This window comes from Streptomyces seoulensis (assembly GCF_004328625.1).
GTDB classification, from domain to species: Bacteria; Actinomycetota; Actinomycetes; order Streptomycetales; family Streptomycetaceae; genus Streptomyces; species Streptomyces seoulensis.
The window spans coordinates 1139111-1157549 of the sequence record NZ_CP032229.1; the positions used below are offsets into that span (position 1 = coordinate 1139111).

The window sequence follows — 18439 nt, forward strand, 5'->3', positions numbered from 1 at the left end:
CGGTGCCCGGCGGTCAACACGGAACGCGTTATGGGAGGGCATCGGAAATCGGATGGAGCCGGATCGGCCCGCGACACGTCTATCCGGCGACGTCGCGCGACAGCCGTACGGCGACGCCGAGGTGAGCGAAGAGCGGACACAGGTGTGACGGAGGTGCAGGGCGATGGCCGGATTCCGAAGTCTGGCGAGACAGGTGCGCGATCCGCGATGCGATCTGGCGCTGCGGCGCTACTCACTGCGCAAGTGCCTGGAGCGGTTCGCTCCTTACGGGCACCGGGCGACCTGGGACCATCTGTGCGGGCGGGCCGGTTTCGGCCCGGAGGACCGCTCCCCCGACCCGGCGCGGCTCGTGGCCGCACTGGTGGAGCTGGAGCAGGCCCGCGCGGTGTGGCTGACCTATGAGGCCGATTTCGCGGAGCGCCGGAAGAAGGAGAAGCACGACGGCCTGCGCAGGCCGGGCAGTGTCGACGACTGGCACCGGATGACCTGGGGCGGCTTCGGTGTCGCCTGGTGCGACGACCCGCGGCTGCACCCCCGTGAGCCGCTGGCCGACGTACTGCACCGGCTCATCAGCGCGCTGGAGCGCCGGCCGGGCTCGGTGTGCCCGGTGTGCGACGGCGAGCGGCTGGTGTGGCGGTACGGCCTCGATCACGAGCCGTCGGCCGGGCCGGTGTGCGCCGACTGCGGCATTTTGGTGCCGCGACCGGTGCTCACCGACGACGCGCTGGCCTCGGCCCGGCGGGAGCGGCTGCTGATGTCGGCCTGACCGGGTGCGGCACCATGGTGCCGTGCAGGTCTGTCTGAACGGGAGCAGAAAGGCGGCGGACGGGGCGCAAGTCCCTTTGACGCCGGAGGAGTTGGCCCGGTCGGCCGCGGAGGCGGCCGCCGCCGGGGCCACGGAGACGCACGCGCATCCCCGGACGCCGTGCGGGCGGGAGTCCCTGTCCGCACGCGTCGTCGGGCCCGTGGTGGAGGCGCTGCGCGAGCGGGCCGGGGTGCCGGTCGGGGTGACCACCGGCGCCTGGGCCGAGCCCGATCCCGCCGCCCGGCTGGAGCGGGTGCGCTCCTGGTCCGTGCTGCCCGACTTCGCCTCGGTCAACTGGCACGAGCCTGGCGCCGAGGAGCTGGCCGAGCTGCTGCTCTCTCGGGGCGTCGACGTAGAGGCGGGCATCTGGTCCGGCACGAAGGGCGCGGCACGCTTCGCACTCTCCCCGCTGGGACCGCGCGTGCTGCGGGTCCTGGCCGAGGTGACGGACCCCGACCCGGCCACCGCCGAGATGTCGGCGCACACCCTGCTGGCCGAACTGGGCCCGGCGCACGGCCGACCCGTCCTCCTCCACGGCGAGGACGGCGGCGCGTGGCCGGTGCTGCGGCTGGCGGGACGGCTGGGTCTGGCGACGCGTATCGGGCTGGAGGACACGCTGTTCCTGCCGAACGGTGAACGGGCTTTCTCAAACGCCGAGTTGGTGGCAGCTGGGCTGGCAGAGCACGGGGCTCAGCAGGACCAATAAGGGGTCGTTCCAGCGGGTGCCGTACGGCAGGCGCGGCCGGCGAGGCCGGTCAGGCTCGACGCCCGCAGGCGCACCGGGGCTTGCCCGCCCGGCCAGGTCCGGAGTTCGGTGAGTGTGGCGGCCGGGGGTTCCCGGAGGAAGCCCGGCCGGTGGTCCAGCATCAGGTAGTCCAGCCAGTCTCCGCGAGCGCGGCGGCGAGTTCACGGCTGTGCACGCGCTCCCCCGTCCTCCCGCATCAGGCGGGACCCGGCACCCCGTTCGCCGAAGGCGTCGTCCGGGTTGGAGAGGACGCAGGTGGCCAGGGAGAGGCAGCCGCAGCCGATGCAGTCGGTGAGGTGGTCGCGCAGCCGGTTGAGCTGGTTGATCCGGTCGTCCAGCTCGGAGCGCCACGCCTCGGAGAGCCGGGCCCAGTCCGCACGGGTGGGCGTGCGCTCCTCGGGCAGCTCGGCGAGGGCCTCGCGGATGGTGGCGAGCGGGATGCCGACCCGCTGGGCGGCGCGTACGAAGGCGACCCGGCGCAGGGTGTCGCGGGTGTAGCGGCGCTGGTTGCCGGAGGTGCGGCGGCTGCTGATCAGGCCCTTGGACTCGTAGAAGTGCAGGGCGGAGACGGCAGCGCCGCTGCGCGCGGACAACTGGCCTACGGTCAGCTCGTGGATCTTCTCGGGAAGCTGGGGCACCGTCCCGAGCCTACCGACCCGCCGGGCCGGACGAGCCGTTGACAGGCGCCGCCCACCCCACCATGCTAAGCAGTTGCTTAGACTTACGACGCGAGAGGCCGGGATCATGGCAGAACCGAGGACCTTCCACTCCCCCGACGAGCTGAAGGCGGCCGTGGGCGAGCAGCTCGGCCACACCGACTGGCTGGAGGTCGACCAGAAGCGGATCGACCTGTTCGCGGAGGCCACCGGCGACCACCAGTGGATTCACGTGGACCCGGAGAAGGCGGCCCAGGGCCCCTTCGGCACCACCATCGCGCACGGCTACCTCACCCTCTCCCTGCTCCCCCTGTTCGGGCCGCAGCTCATCGCGGTCGAGGGCGTGAAGATGGGCGTCAACTACGGCACCAACAAGGTCCGCTTCCCGGCCCCGGTGCCGGTCGGCTCCCGGCTGCGCTCCACCGCCGTGATCACGAACGTGGAGGACGTGCCGGGCGGGGTACAGGTATCGGTGGCCTTCACCGTGGAGCGCGAGGGCGGCGACAAGCCGGTGTGCGTGGCGGAGTCGGTGTCCCGCTACTACTTCTGACCCCGGAACGCGGGCGTCGGGGTCAGTGGGCCCCGACCATCCGCAGGACGAGTCCCGCGTACAGCTCGCCGACCTGCTCGGGGGTGCGCGGGCCGTCGACGTTGAACCAGCGGGCCACGTCGATGCAGAGCGACAGGATGGCGAGCGTGGTGCCCTGTATGTCGGGCACCTCGAACTCGCCGGCGGCCACGCCGTCCTCGATGATCCCGCGCACCTCGGCGTCCACCTGGCGGCGCAGCGCGACGATCTCGGCGCGGGCGTCCGGGCCGAGCGCGTCCAGTTCGTACTGCACGACCCGTGCGGTGGTGCGGCGGCCGGCGTGCCAGCGGACGAAGGAGCTGACGCCGTCGGCGAGCCGCTCGGCGGCCGTGCCCTCGCCGCGCGCGGCGGTGCGCAGGATGTCCAGCGCCTTGTCGTGACCGATGCGGCTGATCCGGTGGAGCAGCTCTTCCTTGGTCTTGTAGTGGATGTAGAGCGCGGCGGGGCTCATCCCGGCGCGGCCCGCGATGTCGCGGGTGGTGGTCGCGTGGTAGCCGCGCTCGGCGAAGGCTTCCACGGCGGCGACGAGCAGCCGCCGGGCCGCGTCCGGGGTCACCTCGGCCCACGCGTCGGCCTCGCCGCCGACCGTCTCCTCCGCCGTACTCATCGCTCGCCCCTCCTCGGATGACAGGAGCACCACCATACCGCCGAAGGTGAGCGCCCGCTTAGCGAGACTGCTGCCGGGGGTCGGGGGTCTTGCGGTAGGGGTCGTGGGCGGTGAGGAGTTCCTCCATGCGGGCCTGGTCGACTCTGCTGACGATCTCGCCGGCCTCCTGTCTGTCCCGGATCACCTTGGCGAGGGTGAAGGCGGAGGTGACGAGGTACAGCACGGCGATGGCGAGGAAGCCGCGCACCCAGGCGCTGGCCTCCAGCCGGTAGATGCCGATCGCGGTGGCCGTCATGGCGACGGCGAAGGAGGCGACGGCCTGTCCGTAGAAGGCGCCGGTGGTCTGCTGCTTGACTGGTGTGTCGCTCATGACACGAGTCTCGGCGGACGCGGCGCGCGCCACATCCGCCGAGGTACTCAGTACCCGTACTCAGAACAGCGCGGCCTCAGAAAGCCGAAACACCGGTCAGCGCGCGGCCGATCAGCAGCTTCTGGATCTGGCTCGTGCCCTCGTACAGGGTCATCACCCGGGCGTCGCGCAGCAGCTTGCCCACCGGGTACTCGTCGATGTAGCCGTAACCCCCGAATACCTGAAGGGCGTTGGAGGCGGCGCGCACGGCGGCCTCGGAGGCGAACAGCTTGGCCTTGGAGGACTCGGTGGCGAACGGCTCGTCCCGGTCGATCAGGTCGGCCACCCGCCAGGTCAGCAGCCGGGCGGCGTCCACGTCCACGGCGATGTCGCTGATCAGCTCCTGCACCAGCTGGTGCTTGGCGATGGAGCTGCCGAACTGCTCGCGCTCACCGGCGTATTGAACGGCCGCGTCGAGAGCGGCCTGGGCTATGCCGACGCAGCCCGCGGCGACCGACATCCGGCCCTTGGCGAGCGCGGACATGGCGACGGAGAAGCCCTTGCCCTCGGCGCCGACCATCGCGGAGGCCGGCACCCGTACGTCCTCCAGCACCAGTTCGGCGGTGGCCTGGCCGCGCAGGCCGAGCTTGCCGTGGATGGTGCGGCGGGTGAGGCCGGGGGTGTCGGTGGGGACGAGGAAGGCGGAGACGCCCTTGTGGCCGGGGGCGTCGGTGGAGCGGGCGAAGAGCAGCACCACGTCGGCCCAGGTGCCGTTGGTGATGAACATCTTGGTGCCGCTGAGCACGTAGTCCTCGCCGTCCCGTACGGCCCGCGCGCCGAGGCTGCCCGCGTCCGAGCCGGTGCCGGGCTCGGTGAGGCCGAAGCAGCCGATCAGCTCGCCGGAGGTCAGCCCCGGCAGCCAGCGCCGCTTCTGATCCTCGTTCCCCCAGGCCGCGATCGACTTGGCGACCAGCCCGAGGGAGACGGAGACGATCCCGCGCACCGAGGAGTCACCGCGCCCCAGCTCCTCGGTGACCAGGCAGTACGCAAGATGGTCGCCGCCGGAGCCGCCGTACTCCTCGTCGATGGTCAGCCCCAGGAAGCCGATCTCGCCGAGCTTCTTCACGATGCCCCGGTCGACCTCCTCGGCACGGTCCCAGGCGGTGACATGGGGGGCGATCTCGCGCTCCACGAAGTCACGGGCCAGCTGCCGTACGGCCGACTGTTCCTCGCTCAGGCCCAGGTCCACCATGCGATCACCCCACACGGCCTCAGCGGGAACCCGTAAGGCCCTTGAAAGACGTACATTTAAATTAGCAGTGCTAGTTTCTGCTCGCAGCCCTACTATGTGCGCCATGGCCCGACCGCGCAAGCCCCTCCTCAGCACCGACCGGATCGTGAAGACGGCACGGGCCCTCGTGGACGCGGAGGGCCTCCAGGCCGTCTCCACCCGGCGGCTCGCCGCCGAACTCGGGGTGAGCGGGCCCTCGCTCTACAACCACTTCCGCACCAAGGACGAGATCCTGGAGGCGGTCGCGGACTCGGTGAGCGCGCAGGTCGACCTCACGATGTTCGAGGACGGCCGGGACTGGCGTACCGCGCTGCACGACTGGGCCGTCTCCTACCGGTCCGCGCTGCGCGACCACCCCAACATCGTCCCGGTCCTCGCACGCGGCCCCGGCCGCCGCCCGGCCGGACTCCGGCTGGCGGACGCGGTGTACGGCGGGATGGTCGACGCGGGCTGGTCCCCGGCGCAGGCGACCTCGATCGGCGCGCTGATGCGGTACTTCGTCATGGGCTCCGCGCTCAGCTCCTTCGCGGGCGGCTTCGTGGACGACGCGAGCGCCTACGACCCCGCCGACTATCCCCACCTCGGGCAGGCCCACCTCCTCGCCGAGCAGCAGGAGAAGGTCGACGAGCGGGCCTTCGAGGTCGGGCTCGCGGCGCTGCTGGCCGGTCTGGAGGGGCAGTACGGTGAGCCGGACCCCCGGCCATGATTCGGTGAGCACCGAAGTGTCCGTGCCGCATGCTGGGCGCATGACCGCCACGGAACCGTGCGCCACCGCTCTCGCCTCGCTCGCCGCGCTGCTCGCCGACGAGACACGGGCCGGCTGTCTGCTCGCCCTGCTGGACGGGCGCGCGTGGACCGCCGGGGAACTCGCCCGGCACGTACGGGTCGCGCCCTCGACGCTCACCGGGCATCTGAACCGGCTGGTCGCGGGCGGCCTGCTGGTGACGGAACGCCAGGGGCGGCACCGCTACGTCCGGCTGGCCGACCCGCGCGCCGCGCAGCTCGTCGAGGATCTGGCCGCGCATCTGCCGCAGGACGTGGTGGTCCAGGTCCCGCGCACGCTGCGGGAGGTCCGTACCCAGTCCGCGCTGGCGCGCGGGCGGACCTGCTACGACCATCTCGCCGGCCGGCTCGGCATGGCGGTCACCGACGCGCTGACCTCGCACGGGCTGCTGCGCCAGGACACCGGGTTCGCGCTGACCGACGCGGGGCTGGCCTGGTTCGGGGACGCGGGCATCGCCGTCGACCGCTCCACCCGGCGCCCGCTGGCCCGCTCCTGCCTGGACTGGACGGAGCGGCGCCCGCATCTCGGGGGCGCGGCGGGCGCGGCGCTGTGCCGGCACGCGCTGGACGCCGGATGGTGCGCCCGCGTGGGCTCGGGGCGGGCGGTGCGGGTGACGCCCGTGGGGGCGCGTGCGCTGGCGGAGCTGCTGGGCATCGACGAACCGGCGCTGGTCTGAGACCGCCCGCCCTTTCACCTCTTCTCACCGCATCCACCGAGGAGTCCGATGGACCTCAGTCCGCGTCATCGTCTGCTGCCCACGGCCGCCGCCGTGGTCACCGTGCTGCTGTGGGCGTCCGCCTTCGTGGTGATCCGTACCGCCGGTGACGCCTACTCACCGGGCGCGCTGGCACTCGGCCGCCTGCTCGCGGGCGGTCTCACCCTGGCCGTGCTGTGCGCGATACGGCGCGAGGGCTGGCCGCCGCGCGGGGCCTGGCCAGGCATCCTGGTGTCCGGGGTGCTCTGGTTCGGCTTCTACATGGTGGCCCTGAACTGGGGCGAGCAGCGGGTGGACGCGGGCACGGCCGCTCTGGTGGTGAACGTCGGCCCGCTGCTGATCGCCCTGTTCGCCGCCCGGTTCCTGGGCGACCCGATGCCGCCCCGGCTGCTGGCGGGGATGGCGGTGTCCTTCACCGGCGCGGTGATCGTGGGCCTGTCGATGTCGGCCGGGGGCGGCGGCTCCTCGGTGCTCGGCGTGGTGGCCTGCCTGCTCGCGGCGGTCGCCTACGCGGCCGGGGTGGTCGCGCAGAAGCCCGCCGTGGCCCGCGCGAGCGCCCTTCAGGTGACGACGTTCGGCTGCCTGATCGGCGCGGTGGCCTGCCTGCCCTTCACCGGCCGGCTGATCTCGGAGGCGTCCGGCGCCCCGCTGTCGGCCACGCTGGGCATGGTCTACCTCGGCGTCTTCCCGACCGCGCTGGCCTTCACCGCGTGGGCGTACGCCCTGGCCCGCACCAGCGCGGCCAAGCTGGGCGCGACGACGTACGCCGTCCCCGCGCTGGTGGTGCTGATGTCCTGGCTGGCGCTGGGCGAGGTGCCGGGACCGGTGATGCTGGGCGGCGGCCTGCTGTGCCTGGCGGGCGTGGCGGTGGCCCGCTCGCGGGGGCGTACGGCGCCCGCGCAGGTGGCGGACGCGGCGCCCGACCCCGACCCTGACCGGGTGCGCTGAGCCTCCTGGGGGTGTCCCCCTAGAACACCACCAGCGCCCGCCCGCCCCGGCCCGCCAGCATGTCCTCGAAGGCCGCCGGGATGTCCTTCAGGGTGATGTGTTCGGTGACCAGGGCCGAGAGGTTCAGGCGTCCCTCACGGACGTGGGCGGCGATGGCGGGCAGATCACGGGCGGGGTCGGAGTTGCCGTACACGCAGCCGGTGAGGGTGCGGCCCCAGTGGAAGATCTCCAGGGCGTTGAAGGTGACCTGCTCGTCCTTGCCGCCGATGCCGACGACCGTGGTGCGGCCGCCCCGGCGGGTGGACTCCCAGGCGGCGCGGATGCTCCGCGCCCGGCCCGCGCACTCCACGGCGACGTCGACGCCCTGCTTGCCGGTGAGGGCGCGGACGGCGCGCGGGGTCTGCTCGTCGGCGAGGACGAAGTCGGTGGCGCCGCAGGCGCGGGCCAGCTCCTCCTTGGCCGGCGAGACGTCCACGGCGACGACCTGGGCCGCGCCCGCGATCCGGGCCGCCTGGAGGGTGGCGAGCCCGACCCCGCCGACCCCGAACACGGCGACCGTCTCGCCGGGCTGGACCCGCGCCGAGTGGTGGACGGCGCCGTACCCGGTGAGGACGGCGCAGCCGAGCAGGGCCGCGTCGGTCAGCGGCACCCCCTCGGGCAGCGGCAGCGCGCAGGCGGCCGGTACGACGGTCTCCTCGGCGAACGCGCCGACGTTGAGGCCGGGATGGAGTTCGGTGCCGTCGGCGGTACGGGCGTGCACCCGGGCGGCGCCGTCCAGCGCGTGCCCGCACAGCCAGACCTCGCCCCGCGCGCAGGCCGGACAACCCCCGCAGGCGGGAGCCCAGTTGAGGACGACGGGCGTGCCGGGTACGAGCCCCGCGACCCCCTCCCCCACGGCGGTCACGGTGCCCGCGCCCTCGTGTCCGAGAACCGCCGGGACCGGCACCCGCATGGTGCCGTCGGACAGCGACAGGTCGGAGTGGCAGACCCCGGCGGCGGCCAGGCGCACCCGCACCTGACCGGGCCCCGGCTCGGGCAGTTCGATCCCGGTGATCTCCAGCGGGGCCCCGACGGCGGGCAGGACGGCGGCTCGTACGGTCATCGCGCGCGGTCTCCTCGGAAGCTGGGGCGACGGTGCCCGGCGGGCGCGTGCCCGCCGGCGCACCAAACTAGCGGCGTTAGTTTTCCGGCGCCAGGGCTGCCGGGGCGCCGGCGGGGCTCACCCGGACCGGGATGCCGTTGAGGACGGCGTTGCCGGACAGGGGATCGAGGAGGGTGCCGTCGAGGAGCTGGTTGACGTTGACGCCGGGTTCGCGGCCGGCGTGGGCCTGCCGGGTGCCGGGGCGGTCGTGGCCCCAGCCGTGCGGGAGGCTCACCACGCCGGGCCGGATGGCGTCGGTGACCTCGGCGGGCGCGGTCACCTCTCCCCCGGCGCCCTTGATCCGTACCGGTTCGCCGTCGCGCACGCCGAGGCGTTCGGCGTCCTCGGGGTGGAGGTGGAGGGTGCAGCGGTTGGTGCCGCCGGTGAGGGCGGGCACGTTGTGCAGCCAGCTGTTGTTGGAGCGCAGATGGCGGCGGCCGACGAGGACGAGCCCGGTGGGCCGCTCGCGCAGGGCCTTCCGCAGCCGGGGCAGATCGGCGGCGAGGGGCGCGGGCAGCAGTTCCACCTTGCCGCTGGGGGTCTTGAGCGGCTGGGGCAGGCGGGGGCGGAGCGGGCCGAGGTCGATGCCGTGCGGGTTCTCGAGCAGCCGGGCGAGGGTGAGGCCGTCGGGGCGGGCGCCGAAGCCGTCGCCGTAGGGGCCGAGGCGGAGCATCAGGTCCAGGCGGCGTTCGGGGCCGTCGGCGCCGGTGAGCTGTGCGGCCAGCTCGTGCGGGTCGCGGCCGTGGACCGGGGAGTGGGGGTCCTGGACAGCTTTGCCGAGGGTCTGGTCGATGACCATGGTGTCGACGGCGTCCGGGTCGGCGCCGTGCATGCCGCTCGCGGCGAGGATCAGCCGGGCGAGTATCCCGGTCTCGGCCATCCGGCCGGGCTCCAGCGGCACGGCGGGCCGGGTGTAGCGGACCTGGTTGCGGACGGCCAGGGTGTTGAAGGCGAAGTCGTGGTGCGGGCTCTGCGCGGGCGGCGGCGGGGGCAGGACGACGTGTGCGTGGCGGGAGGTCTCGTTGAGGTAGGGGTCGACGCTGACCATGAAGTCCAGTGAGCCCAGGGCCTTGTCGAGCCGGTTGCCGTCGGGCGCGGAGAGCACCGGGTTGGCGGCGATCACGATCAGCGCGCGCAGGGGCTCGCCCTCGGGGGTGGCGGTGTCGATCTCCTCGGCGAGCGCGGAGAGCGGCAACTCGCCCTTGGCCTCGGGCAGTCGCCGTACCCGGGAGTGCCAGCGGCCGAGGGAGAAGCCCCGGCCGGGGCCCGCCGGGCGGGGGGTGCGGTCGGTGGCGGCCTGGGGGAAGAGGGCGCCGCCAGGGCGGTCGAGGTTGCCGGTGAGGGTGTTCAGGACGTCGACCAGCCAGCTCGCCAGGGTGCCGTGCGGGACGGTGCAGCTGCCGATGCGGGCGTAGACGGCGGCGGTGGGGGCGGCGGCGAGTTCGCGGGCGAGGGTGCGGATGGTGTCCGCGTCGACGTCACAGGCCCCGGCGACGGCCTCGGGGGTGAAGTCCTTTATCGCTTCGCGGAGTTCGGGCAGTCCGTCGACGTGCGGCGCGAGGTCCCCGAGGTCGACGAGGCCCTCCTCGAACAGCACGGTGGTCATAGCGGCGAGGAGCAGGGCGTCGGCACCGGGCCGGATGGCGAGGTGCCGGTCGGCGAGCTTGGCGGTGCGGGTGCGGCGGGGGTCCACCACGGTGAGGCGGCCGCCGCGCGCCTTGAGCGCCTTCAGCTTGCCGGGGAAGTCGGGCGCGGTGCACAGACTCCCGTTGGACTCCAGGGGGTTGGCGCCGATCAGCAGGAGGTGGTCGGTGTGGTCGAGGTCGGGCACCGGGATGGCGTTGGCGTCGCCGAACAGCAGGCCGCTGGAGACGTGCTTGGGCATCTGGTCGACCGTGGAGGCGGTGAACAGGGAGCGGGTGCGGACCGCGCCGAGCAGCACGGTCGGGTAGAGGGCGCCGGCCATGGTGTGCACGTTGGGGTTGCCGAGGACCACCCCGAGGGCGTCGGCGCCGTACCGCTCCACGACCGGGCGCAGCCCGCGCGCGACGGCGTCGAACGCCTCCTCCCAACTGGCCTCGCGCAGCTCGCCGTTCTCCCGGACCAGCGGGGTGCGCAGCCGGTCGGGGTCGGCGTCCAGCGCGCCGAAGGCGGCGCCCTTGGGGCAGATGAAGCCCTTGCTGAACACGTCGTCCCGGTCACCCCGCGCGGCGGTGACCCGGGTGCCCTCGATGGTGAGGGTCAGCCCGCAGGTGGCCTCGCACAGGGGGCAGATTCGCAGGGCGGTGCGGGGCACGGGTCCTCCCGGAGAGTCGGCGGCACTGCCGGACGGGCACGGCCGTACCGGCCCCGGCGAGCATACCGACCGGTAGGCATGGTGGGGAGTCCCCGCGGTGGTTCAGTCCGCCGGGTCGAGCACGCGGCCCAGGTAGGCCCGCAGGAGTTCCCGTGTCTCATGGATGATCGCCGGGTCGCCGTCCGGGTCGGCGCGGAAGGCGAGCTGGATGAGGGTGTCCGCGCTCTCCACGGCCACCAGCAGGACGCGGCGCAGGTCGTCGTCGGGGGTGCGGCCGAGATAGCCGGCGATGAGACTGCCGAGCCGGTCGGCGACGCGGGTGTTGGGCGCGGCGCCCCGGGTGCCGACCGGTATCTGGTTGCCGAAGTCGACCAGGGCGAAGCCGGGCGCGGTGCGCTTCATGCCGAGGTACTCGTCCAGGATGACGTCCATCGCCGCGCGCCAGTCGCCGGGCGGCGCCTCCCGCAGCCGGGCGGTGACGTGCTCGGCGTAGTGGCGCAGGTTGCGCTGGGCGAGGGCGTCGGCCATCTGCCGCTTGTTGCCGAAGAAGCGGTACACCGAGCCGATGGGCACCTCGGCCCGCTCGGCGACCGCGCGGGTGGTCAGCGCCTCGTAGCCGACCTCGTCCAGGAGAGCGGCGCACGCGTCGAGAATTCTGGTCAGCCGTTCGGCACTGCGCCGCTGAACGGGGGCGCGCCTGAGGGATGTCGCATGGGGCACGGCCACATGATGCCTCGCCATGGGCAGGCGGAGAAGGGCGGGGAGTCCCCATGGGCCCCGCGTACACCCCCGTGCGGCCGGTTCTCGCGCTCCGGCCGGGTGAAGGGCGCGTTCGCCTCTTGCGCACACCCCCCGGCATTCCTACGGTGCTCCATAGGAATGCCGGAGCAGCGTGTGCGCAAGGGAGCGATCATGACCGATGGGGGTACCTCCCGCGTGAGCGGGTTCGAGCGTGGGGGAGCGCGGAAGACCGCCGAAGCACTGGCGTACCTGACCGGGTTCGGCAACGAACACTCCTCCGAGGCGGTGCCCGGCGCCCTGCCCGACGGCCGCAACTCACCGCAGCGCGCACCGCTCGGCCTGTACGCGGAGCAGCTCAGCGGTACGGCGTTCACCGAGCCCCGCGCCCACAACCGCCGCTCCTGGCTGTACCGCATCCGCCCCTCGGCCGCGCACCCCGCCTTCACCCGCACCGCCAACGGCGCGATCCGCACGGCCCCCTTCGCCGAGACCGTGCCCGACCCCAACCGGCTGCGCTGGAGCCCGCTGCCCGAGCCACTGCCGGGCACCGACTTCCTGGCCGGCCTGTGGACACTGGGCGGCAACGGCGACGCGACCCAGCGCAGCGGCATGGCCGTGCACCTCTATCACGCCAACTCCTCGATGGAACGGGTGTTCTCGGACGCCGACGGCGAGCTGCTGATCGTCCCCGAGCGGGGCGGACTGCTGCTGCACACCGAGTTCGGCCGCCTCCATGTGGAGCCCGCACATGTGGCGCTCATCCCCCGTGGAGTCCGCTTCCGTGTGGAGCTGCTGGACGACTCGGCCCGGGGTTATGTGTGCGAGAACTATGGCGCGCCCTTCCGCCTTCCCGACCTGGGCCCCATCGGCGCCAACGGCCTGGCCAACGCCCGCGACTTCCGGGCGCCGGTCGCCGCGTACGAGGAGGTCGAGGGCCCGGTGGAGGTGGTCAACAAGTACTGCGGCAACCTCTGGACGGCCACCTACGACCACTCCCCGCTCGACGTGGTCGCCTGGCACGGCAACTATGTGCCGTACGCCTATGACCTGCGCCGGTTCAATGTGATCGGCACCATCTCCTACGACCACCCGGACCCGTCGATCTTCACCGTCCTGACCTCCCCCTCGGACACTCCCGGACTGGCGGGCGCGGACTTCGTGGTCTTCGCCCCGCGCTGGCTGGTCGGCGAGGACACCTTCCGGCCGCCGTACTTCCACCGGAACGTGATGAGCGAGTACATGGGCCTGATCGAGGGCGCCTACGACGCCAAGGCGGAAGGGTTCGTGCCCGGCGGTGGCTCGCTGCACAACATGATGTCGGCGCACGGCCCGGACCGGGAGACCTTCGACCGGGCGAGCGCGGCCGAACTGCGCCCGCAGCGGATCGACGACGGGCTGGCCTTCATGTTCGAGACCCGCTGGCCGATCGCCCTCACCCCGGACGCGGCCCGCGCGGACCACCTCCAGCGGGACTACGACGACGTGTGGCGCGGACTGGAGCCGCACTTCCGCACGCCCTGACGATCCCAGCCCCAACTCCGATGTGTGACCGCTCCGTTGCGCCGACCGGTCCGGACAGGTACGGATAGCCGCGTGACCTCTTTCGCCCCGGACTCGATCGTCCTGAACCGCAAACTGCCGCTCTGGTACCAGGTGTCGCAGTCGCTGCGGGCCTCCATCCTGGGCCGCTCCCCCGAGGACCCGCTGCGGCTGCCCACCGAGGAGCGGCTGGCCGGGCACTACGGGGTGAGCGTGCTGACGATGCGGCAGGCGCTGAAAGAGCTGGAGGACGAGGGGCTGATCAGCCGGCACCGGCGGCGCGGCACCTTCATCGAGCCGGGGGTGCGGCGCGGGGCGCCGGTGAGGCTGCTGGGCTCGGTGGACGCGATCGTGGCCCAGCAGTCCGGGATGACGGCCGAACTGCTGGACGCGGCGCGGGTCCCGGTGCCGCCCCTGTGGGCGGAGCACTTCCCGGACCTCGACGAGGTGGCGGTCTACCACCGGCTGCGCGGGGACGCGAAGACCGGCGAGCCGACCAACCACGCCGTCAACCATGTGCGCCCGGAGCTGGCCGACCGGATCGACCCGGCCGATCTGGCCCGGTGGCCGATGACCAAGGTGCTGCGGGACGTGGTGGGCGCCGACATCAGCCGGATCACCGACACGGTGGAGGCCCGTCTCGCCGACCCGGAGACCGCGCGGCTGCTCCAGGTGCCGCTACTGAGCCCGATCCTGCACTACACAGGGGTCACCTACGACTCGGCGGGCCGGGTGCTGGACGTGGCGGTCATCCAGTACCGGGGCGACCGCTTCTCCTTCACCGTCACCCTGGAGGCGACCTGAGCGCCGCCCGCACCTCCGCCCCCGTTCCGGTACCCCGTCCGGGCCGAGGCCGTAGCATTCCGGGCGTGACGTACGAGGACGCGCCGCCGCTGGCGGACCTCATGCCGTGGTCCGTCGCACCGCTGCGGCCGGGCCGCGCCTGGCCGACGGCACCCGACCCGGCGTCCCTGAGGGCCCGTTGGACGGCCCTGCTGGCGGCCGAGGGGCCGGAGCGGGAGGCCCTGTTCGAGCCGACCCGCTCGCGCACCGTCCATTCGGCGGTGGCGCAGCTGCCCGGCCGGAGCACCGGTACCGAGCGGCTGGCGCGGGCCTCGGGGCCGTGCCCGGAGCCGGTGCGGGTGCTCGCGGCGCCGTTCGACGAGCGCTGGCTGATTCCGGACCACCGGCTGCTCGACCTCGCCCGCCCGGAGCTGTGGCGGGTGGCGGACGAGCGGCAGGTGTTCGTGGTGGAGGCGGGCACCGGGCTGCTGGCGACCTCGCTGCCGCCGACCCTCGCGGCCGGGCGCGTCCGCCCGCTGTACCGGCGTCCCGGCGGCGCCGAACCCAACCTGGCGCCGGGCCTGTTGGACGAGCTGGCCGCACGGCTCGGCTCCCGGCCCACGGCGGCGGACGTGCTGGCGTGGACACTGGCCGCCGTCCAGGCAGACCTGACCGTCCCGCTCACCGGGGACCCCGAGGTCTGGGCAAGGGGCGTGGCGACCGGCCGGCGCGCGCTGTGGCTGATGCTCCGGGACGGGGAGCGCCCCAAGCTGCCCGGCGGCCGCCGCCCGTACGTCCGCGCGCCGCTGCCCCCGTACCCGCGCACCCTGCGCTACGACACTGACGAGGAGACCCTGTTCCTGGACGAGGGCCGCGTCTCCCCCGTCCCCCGCGCCGCCTGGGAGCACGAGGTGGCCGGGGTCCGCACGCTGGAAGCCTGGTTCACCGCCCGTACGACCCCGGGCACCCCCGGCACCCTGGCCGCGATCGGCCCCCGCACCTGGCCGCAGAGCTGGACCTCGGAGCTGCTGGAGCTGATCACGGTACTGACCCTCCTGGCCGAACTCCCCGAGTCGGTGCCGGTGTCGGACCCGCTCACGGCAACCGCTCTCCGCACGGCCGGAGTTCTCCCGCCCGCACCTCCGACCCGCCGTCCCGCCTCGGTGCTGGACCACCAGGAGGAGGGCCCGGAGGGGCAGTTCGCCCTGCTCTAGCCAGATGCCGGGTGACAGCGGGAGCCCGCCGGGAGATCATCGCGGGCATGGATCTGCTGCCGCCGCCCCTGGAGGGCGTCACCGTCGTCGCCGTCGAACAGGCCGTGTCCGCGCCCTTCGCCACCCGCCAGCTGGCCGATCTGGGGGCCAGGGTGATCAAGGTGGAGCGGGTCGACGGCGGTGACTTCGCACGCGGTTACGACACCGCCGCCGAGGGGCTCGCCTCGCACTTCGTGTGGTGCAACCGGGGCAAGGAGTCCATCGCGCTGGACCTGAAGGACCCGCGCGGACTGGACGTCGTGCGGCGGCTGGTCGCGGACGCGGACGTGTTCGTGCAGAACCTCGCGCACGGCGCCGCGGCCCGCCTTGGCCTGGACGCGGCCACCCTGTGCGCGGCCGACCCGCGCCTGATCGCCGTGGACATCTCGGGGTACGGCGGCTCGGGGCCGTACGCGGACAAGGGGGCGTACGACATGCTCGTGCAGTGCGAGGCGGGGCTGGTGTCGGTGACCGGGACGCCCGAGCGGCCGGTGAAGGCGGGCATCCCGGCGGCGGACATCGCGGCGGCCATGTACGCCTTCTCCGGGGTGCTGGCCGCGCTGGTCAGGCGCGGTACGACCGGGCGGGGCGGTCCGGTGGAGGTGTCGATGCTGGAGGCGCTGGCCGAGTGGATGGGGCATCCGCTGCACCACACGATGCACGGGGGCGAACCCCCGGCGCGCACCGGTCTGGGGCACGCCGTCATCGTGCCGTACGACTCCTACGGAACGGCGGACGGCGGGCGGGTGATGCTGTCGGTGCAGAACGACCGGGAGTGGCGGCGGCTGGCCGAACAGGTACTGGACAGGCCGGAGTTGGCGCACGACCCGGCGTACGCGACCAACGCGGCGCGGGTGGCCGGGCGGGAGCGGACCGACACGCTGGTCGCCGGGGCGCTGGGCGCGCTGACGGCGGACGAGGCGCTGGCGCGGCTGGAGGCGGCGGGGATCGCGTGTGCGCGGATCAGGGATCTGGCGGAGCTGGCGGAGCATCCGCAGCTCGCGGCGCGGGAGCGGTGGCGGCGGGTGGGTTCGCCGGTGGGACCGCTGCGGGCGCTGCTGCCGCCCATCACGCTGCCGGGCGGCGCGGAGACGCGGCTGGGGGACGTGCCCGCGCTCGGCCGGCACACCGACGCGCTGCTCCGTGCCGTGGGGATGACGGACGACGAGATCGCGGCGTTGCGCCGGGACGGTGTGGCGGCCTGAGCGCGGATGACCTGCTGGGCGGGGCGCCGGTGCGCTCCGGGCCGGGCCGGAACCGGGCGGGACTCCGGGGAGTCCGCTCGGTACGGCTCAGTGGCTGCCGAAGAGCGACCGGCGCAGCCGGCGCAGTGGCGCGAAGAGAGAGACCCGGCTGACGCGGACGCGCCGGTCGCTGCGCTGACGCACGGTGTCCCGCGCGGTCAGTTCACGCATCAGCGACGTCGCCTCGACCGTCTCCCGCTGCGGTACGGCAGGCCCGCCGAGCACCGCGAGGTGGCGGTCCAGACGCCTGCTGGTCGCACCACTTCCGCAGGTGATCGCAGGGACCCTGGCCCTGCTGCGCATTGCTATCTGCTCCATGTCACTCCCCACCCGTACGAATCCACCCGGCCCACGGGCAGAGTAACCCTATCGTCCCCATAGGGCATGCGTGTATCTCGGCCACGGGATTCACCTTCCCCACAAGGCGGTTGATCATCCCTCGTTGACTACTCTCCGAATCCGACTGATTTCAGGGTGAGTTGGACAACGGGCTGGCCAGTGGGGTGTGTGGAACCGCCGTTCGGCTCGACGGTCACCGCGAGTGACGCCGAGGACTTCTCAAGCCCCTTCACCGCCAAGGGCGTGTCGGCGCCGAGAAGCCCGAGAGAGAGGGGCTCGGCGCCGGGACGCGTGAGCCAGAGCTGGTGCACCCGGCCGCCGGACGGGGTGCCGTATCCGCTCAGGGTGACGACGGCGCGGCCCTCGGACGGCGAGGCGACGACCGCGAGCGCGCGTCCGTGTCCGTCGGTCCCGGCGGTGGCGCGGGCGTCCGGAGCGGCGAGAACGTGGGCGATGTCACGTGCCCGCGCCCGCTCGGCGGCGAGCCGTCCCTCGGTGCGGTGCGCCTGGACGGCGAAGAGCGAGGCGACGACCAGGGCGGCGGCGGCCGTCACGGTGGCGAACGGCACGAACAGCGGACGTGTCCCGGCCCGCCGGGCACGGGCGGGCGGCGGCTGGACTCCCCAGACGTGCGGCGGCAGTTGGGCGGCACGCGGCCGGCCGGCGGGCGCCGGTTCCTGCGGGGTGGCGCGTACGGCGGCCAGGACGCGTTCGCGCAGGGCGGCCGGGGCGGGGGCGGCGGTGGACCAGGCGAGCCGGACGGCGTCCTCGGACAGTTCACGGACCTCGACCGTGCACCGGCCGCAGCCGGCGAGGTGCTTCTCGAACCGGCGCCGCTCGCCGGGGTCGAGGGCGTCCAGGGCGTAGGGCGCGGCCAGCGAGTGCGGGTCCTCGCGGCGCAGCAGCCGCCCGAAGAGGCTCACGCGGCACCTCCGAGGCAGCCGCGCAGCCGGTTGAGGCCGTCGCGCATCCGGGTCTTGACGGTGCCGAGCGGCAGGGCGAGCCGTTCGGCGACCTCGCGGTAGGTGTAGCCGTCGTAGTAGGCGAGGGTGACGGACTGGCGCTGGAGGTCGGTCAGCCGTCTCAGACAGCGGCGCACCCACTCCCGTTCGAGTCCGGCCTCGACCTCCTCGGTGACGTGGTCGAAGGCGGGTTCGCCGGCGCGCAGGGCCTCGCGCTGCTCGCGTTCTCCGGCCGCGCGGGCGCTGCGCACCCGGTCGACGGCGCGGCGGTGGGCGAGGGTGAGTATCCAGGACAGGGCGCTGCCGCGTGCCGGGTCGAACCGGCCCGCTGAGCGCCAGAGTTCGAGCAGCACCTCCTGGACGACCTCCTCGGACTGGGCGGGGTCGCGCACCACCCGCCGGACCAGTCCGAACACCGGGCCGGAGATCATGCCGTACAGCTCCTCGAACGCCTGGTGGTCGCCGCCCGCCACGCGTACCAGCAGCGTTTCGGCCCCCTCACCCCGGCCGCCGTGGCCGCACCCGGCCCTGCCTGTGACCCCTCGCATCCGCACGAACGCACACCTCCGGCGGTTGATACGGATCGGCGGGCCGAAAACGCGGGTCGAAAAAAGGAAAAAGAAAGTTCCTCTCCGGTCCAATCCGTCCGCGC

20 protein-coding genes are annotated in these 18439 nt (G+C 73.6%); 10 read left to right on the plus strand and 10 right to left on the minus strand.

Annotated features, from left to right (window positions below; translation table 11 throughout):
- Nucleotides 1-163: 163 nt before the first annotated feature.
- Both D0Z67_RS05395 and D0Z67_RS05400 read left to right on the plus strand, forming a co-directional pair.
- The gene (locus tag D0Z67_RS05395; protein ID WP_031179977.1) at nt 164-766 is read left to right on the plus strand and encodes a hypothetical protein; all 603 of its coding nucleotides are present in this window, start codon (nt 164-166) and stop codon (nt 764-766) included.
- Nucleotides 767-788: 22 nt separating this feature from the next.
- Complete coding sequence (locus tag D0Z67_RS05400) at nt 789-1511, plus strand: 3-keto-5-aminohexanoate cleavage protein (RefSeq protein ID WP_031179976.1); 723 nt, start codon at nt 789-791, stop codon at nt 1509-1511.
- 200 nt (nt 1512-1711) lie between these two features.
- On the opposite strand, the gene soxR is transcribed toward D0Z67_RS05400, so the two are convergent.
- Nucleotides 1712-2188 (minus strand): redox-sensitive transcriptional activator SoxR, encoded by a 477-nt coding sequence (gene soxR / locus D0Z67_RS05405; RefSeq protein WP_031179975.1) that lies wholly within the window; start codon nt 2186-2188, stop codon nt 1712-1714.
- A 106-nt stretch (nt 2189-2294) separates the two neighbouring features.
- On the opposite strand from soxR, the gene D0Z67_RS05410 reads away from it, so the two are divergent.
- Nucleotides 2295-2756, plus strand: a complete 462-nt coding sequence (locus tag D0Z67_RS05410; RefSeq protein ID WP_031179974.1) for a MaoC family dehydratase — start codon at nt 2295-2297, stop codon at nt 2754-2756.
- 22 nt (nt 2757-2778) lie between these two features.
- Here the strand turns inward: D0Z67_RS05410 and D0Z67_RS05415 are convergent, their stop codons facing one another.
- The 3 genes from D0Z67_RS05415 to D0Z67_RS05425 form a co-directional block, all read right to left on the minus strand.
- On the minus strand, nt 2779-3402 hold the full coding sequence (locus D0Z67_RS05415; protein ID WP_031179973.1) for a TetR/AcrR family transcriptional regulator: 624 nt from the start codon (nt 3400-3402) through the stop codon (nt 2779-2781).
- Nucleotides 3403-3460: 58 nt separating this feature from the next.
- Entirely contained in the window at nt 3461-3772 is a 312-nt protein-coding gene (locus D0Z67_RS05420) for a YiaA/YiaB family inner membrane protein (RefSeq protein ID WP_031179972.1), read from the minus strand.
- Between the two features lie 76 nt (nt 3773-3848).
- Nucleotides 3849-5000, minus strand: a complete 1152-nt coding sequence (locus D0Z67_RS05425) for an acyl-CoA dehydrogenase family protein (RefSeq protein WP_031179971.1) — start codon at nt 4998-5000, stop codon at nt 3849-3851.
- Between the two features lie 106 nt (nt 5001-5106).
- Between D0Z67_RS05425 and D0Z67_RS05430 the strand changes: the two genes are divergently transcribed.
- Genes D0Z67_RS05430 through D0Z67_RS05440 form a run of 3 tightly spaced genes read left to right on the plus strand, consistent with a single transcriptional unit; the run spans nt 5107 to nt 7489 of the window.
- Nucleotides 5107-5748 carry a TetR/AcrR family transcriptional regulator gene (locus tag D0Z67_RS05430; RefSeq protein WP_031179970.1) on the plus strand — a complete coding sequence of 214 codons (642 nt, stop codon included), beginning with the start codon at nt 5107-5109 and terminating at the stop codon, nt 5746-5748.
- Between the two features lie 40 nt (nt 5749-5788).
- The gene (locus D0Z67_RS05435; RefSeq protein WP_031179969.1) at nt 5789-6502 is read left to right on the plus strand and encodes an ArsR/SmtB family transcription factor; all 714 of its coding nucleotides are present in this window, start codon (nt 5789-5791) and stop codon (nt 6500-6502) included.
- A 48-nt stretch (nt 6503-6550) separates the two neighbouring features.
- On the plus strand, nt 6551-7489 hold the full coding sequence (locus D0Z67_RS05440) for a DMT family transporter (RefSeq protein WP_031179968.1): 939 nt from the start codon (nt 6551-6553) through the stop codon (nt 7487-7489).
- A gap of 19 nt (nt 7490-7508) precedes the next feature.
- Here D0Z67_RS05440 and D0Z67_RS05445 read toward each other — a convergent pair whose 3' ends face one another.
- The 3 genes from D0Z67_RS05445 to D0Z67_RS05455 all read right to left on the minus strand — a co-directional run bounded on the left by D0Z67_RS05445 (nt 7509) and on the right by D0Z67_RS05455 (nt 11667).
- A complete protein-coding gene (locus D0Z67_RS05445; RefSeq protein ID WP_031179967.1) occupies nt 7509-8591 on the minus strand; it encodes a Zn-dependent alcohol dehydrogenase in 1083 nt (360 codons plus the stop codon).
- 76 nt (nt 8592-8667) lie between these two features.
- Nucleotides 8668-10926: a molybdopterin oxidoreductase family protein gene (locus D0Z67_RS05450; RefSeq protein ID WP_037774534.1), complete on the minus strand. Its 2259-nt coding sequence runs from the start codon at nt 10924-10926 to the stop codon at nt 8668-8670.
- 102 nt (nt 10927-11028) lie between these two features.
- Complete coding sequence (locus D0Z67_RS05455) at nt 11029-11667, minus strand: TetR/AcrR family transcriptional regulator (RefSeq protein ID WP_031179965.1); 639 nt, start codon at nt 11665-11667, stop codon at nt 11029-11031.
- Between the two features lie 171 nt (nt 11668-11838).
- Here D0Z67_RS05455 and hmgA point away from each other — a divergent pair, with 171 nt between their 5' ends.
- The 4 genes from hmgA to D0Z67_RS05475 all read left to right on the plus strand — a co-directional run bounded on the left by hmgA (nt 11839) and on the right by D0Z67_RS05475 (nt 16447).
- Entirely contained in the window at nt 11839-13188 is a 1350-nt protein-coding gene (gene hmgA, locus D0Z67_RS05460) for a homogentisate 1,2-dioxygenase (RefSeq protein ID WP_051887530.1), read from the plus strand.
- Nucleotides 13189-13260: 72 nt separating this feature from the next.
- Nucleotides 13261-14010: a GntR family transcriptional regulator gene (locus tag D0Z67_RS05465; protein WP_031179963.1), complete on the plus strand. Its 750-nt coding sequence runs from the start codon at nt 13261-13263 to the stop codon at nt 14008-14010.
- A gap of 56 nt (nt 14011-14066) precedes the next feature.
- Entirely contained in the window at nt 14067-15203 is a 1137-nt protein-coding gene (locus D0Z67_RS05470; protein ID WP_031179962.1) for a type ISP restriction/modification enzyme, read from the plus strand.
- 47 nt (nt 15204-15250) lie between these two features.
- Nucleotides 15251-16447 carry a CaiB/BaiF CoA transferase family protein gene (locus D0Z67_RS05475; RefSeq protein ID WP_031179961.1) on the plus strand — a complete coding sequence of 399 codons (1197 nt, stop codon included), beginning with the start codon at nt 15251-15253 and terminating at the stop codon, nt 16445-16447.
- Nucleotides 16448-16534: 87 nt separating this feature from the next.
- On the opposite strand, the gene D0Z67_RS05480 is transcribed toward D0Z67_RS05475, so the two are convergent.
- From D0Z67_RS05480 to D0Z67_RS05490, 3 genes are all read right to left on the minus strand, one after another.
- A complete protein-coding gene (locus D0Z67_RS05480) occupies nt 16535-16804 on the minus strand; it encodes a hypothetical protein (RefSeq protein ID WP_031179960.1) in 270 nt (89 codons plus the stop codon).
- Between the two features lie 128 nt (nt 16805-16932).
- Entirely contained in the window at nt 16933-17748 is an 816-nt protein-coding gene (locus D0Z67_RS05485; protein WP_031179959.1) for an anti-sigma factor, read from the minus strand.
- A complete protein-coding gene (locus D0Z67_RS05490; protein WP_051887519.1) occupies nt 17745-18335 on the minus strand; it encodes a sigma-70 family RNA polymerase sigma factor in 591 nt (196 codons plus the stop codon). Before D0Z67_RS05490 ends, D0Z67_RS05485 begins: the two co-directional genes overlap by 4 nt.
- Nucleotides 18336-18439 lie beyond the last annotated feature (104 nt).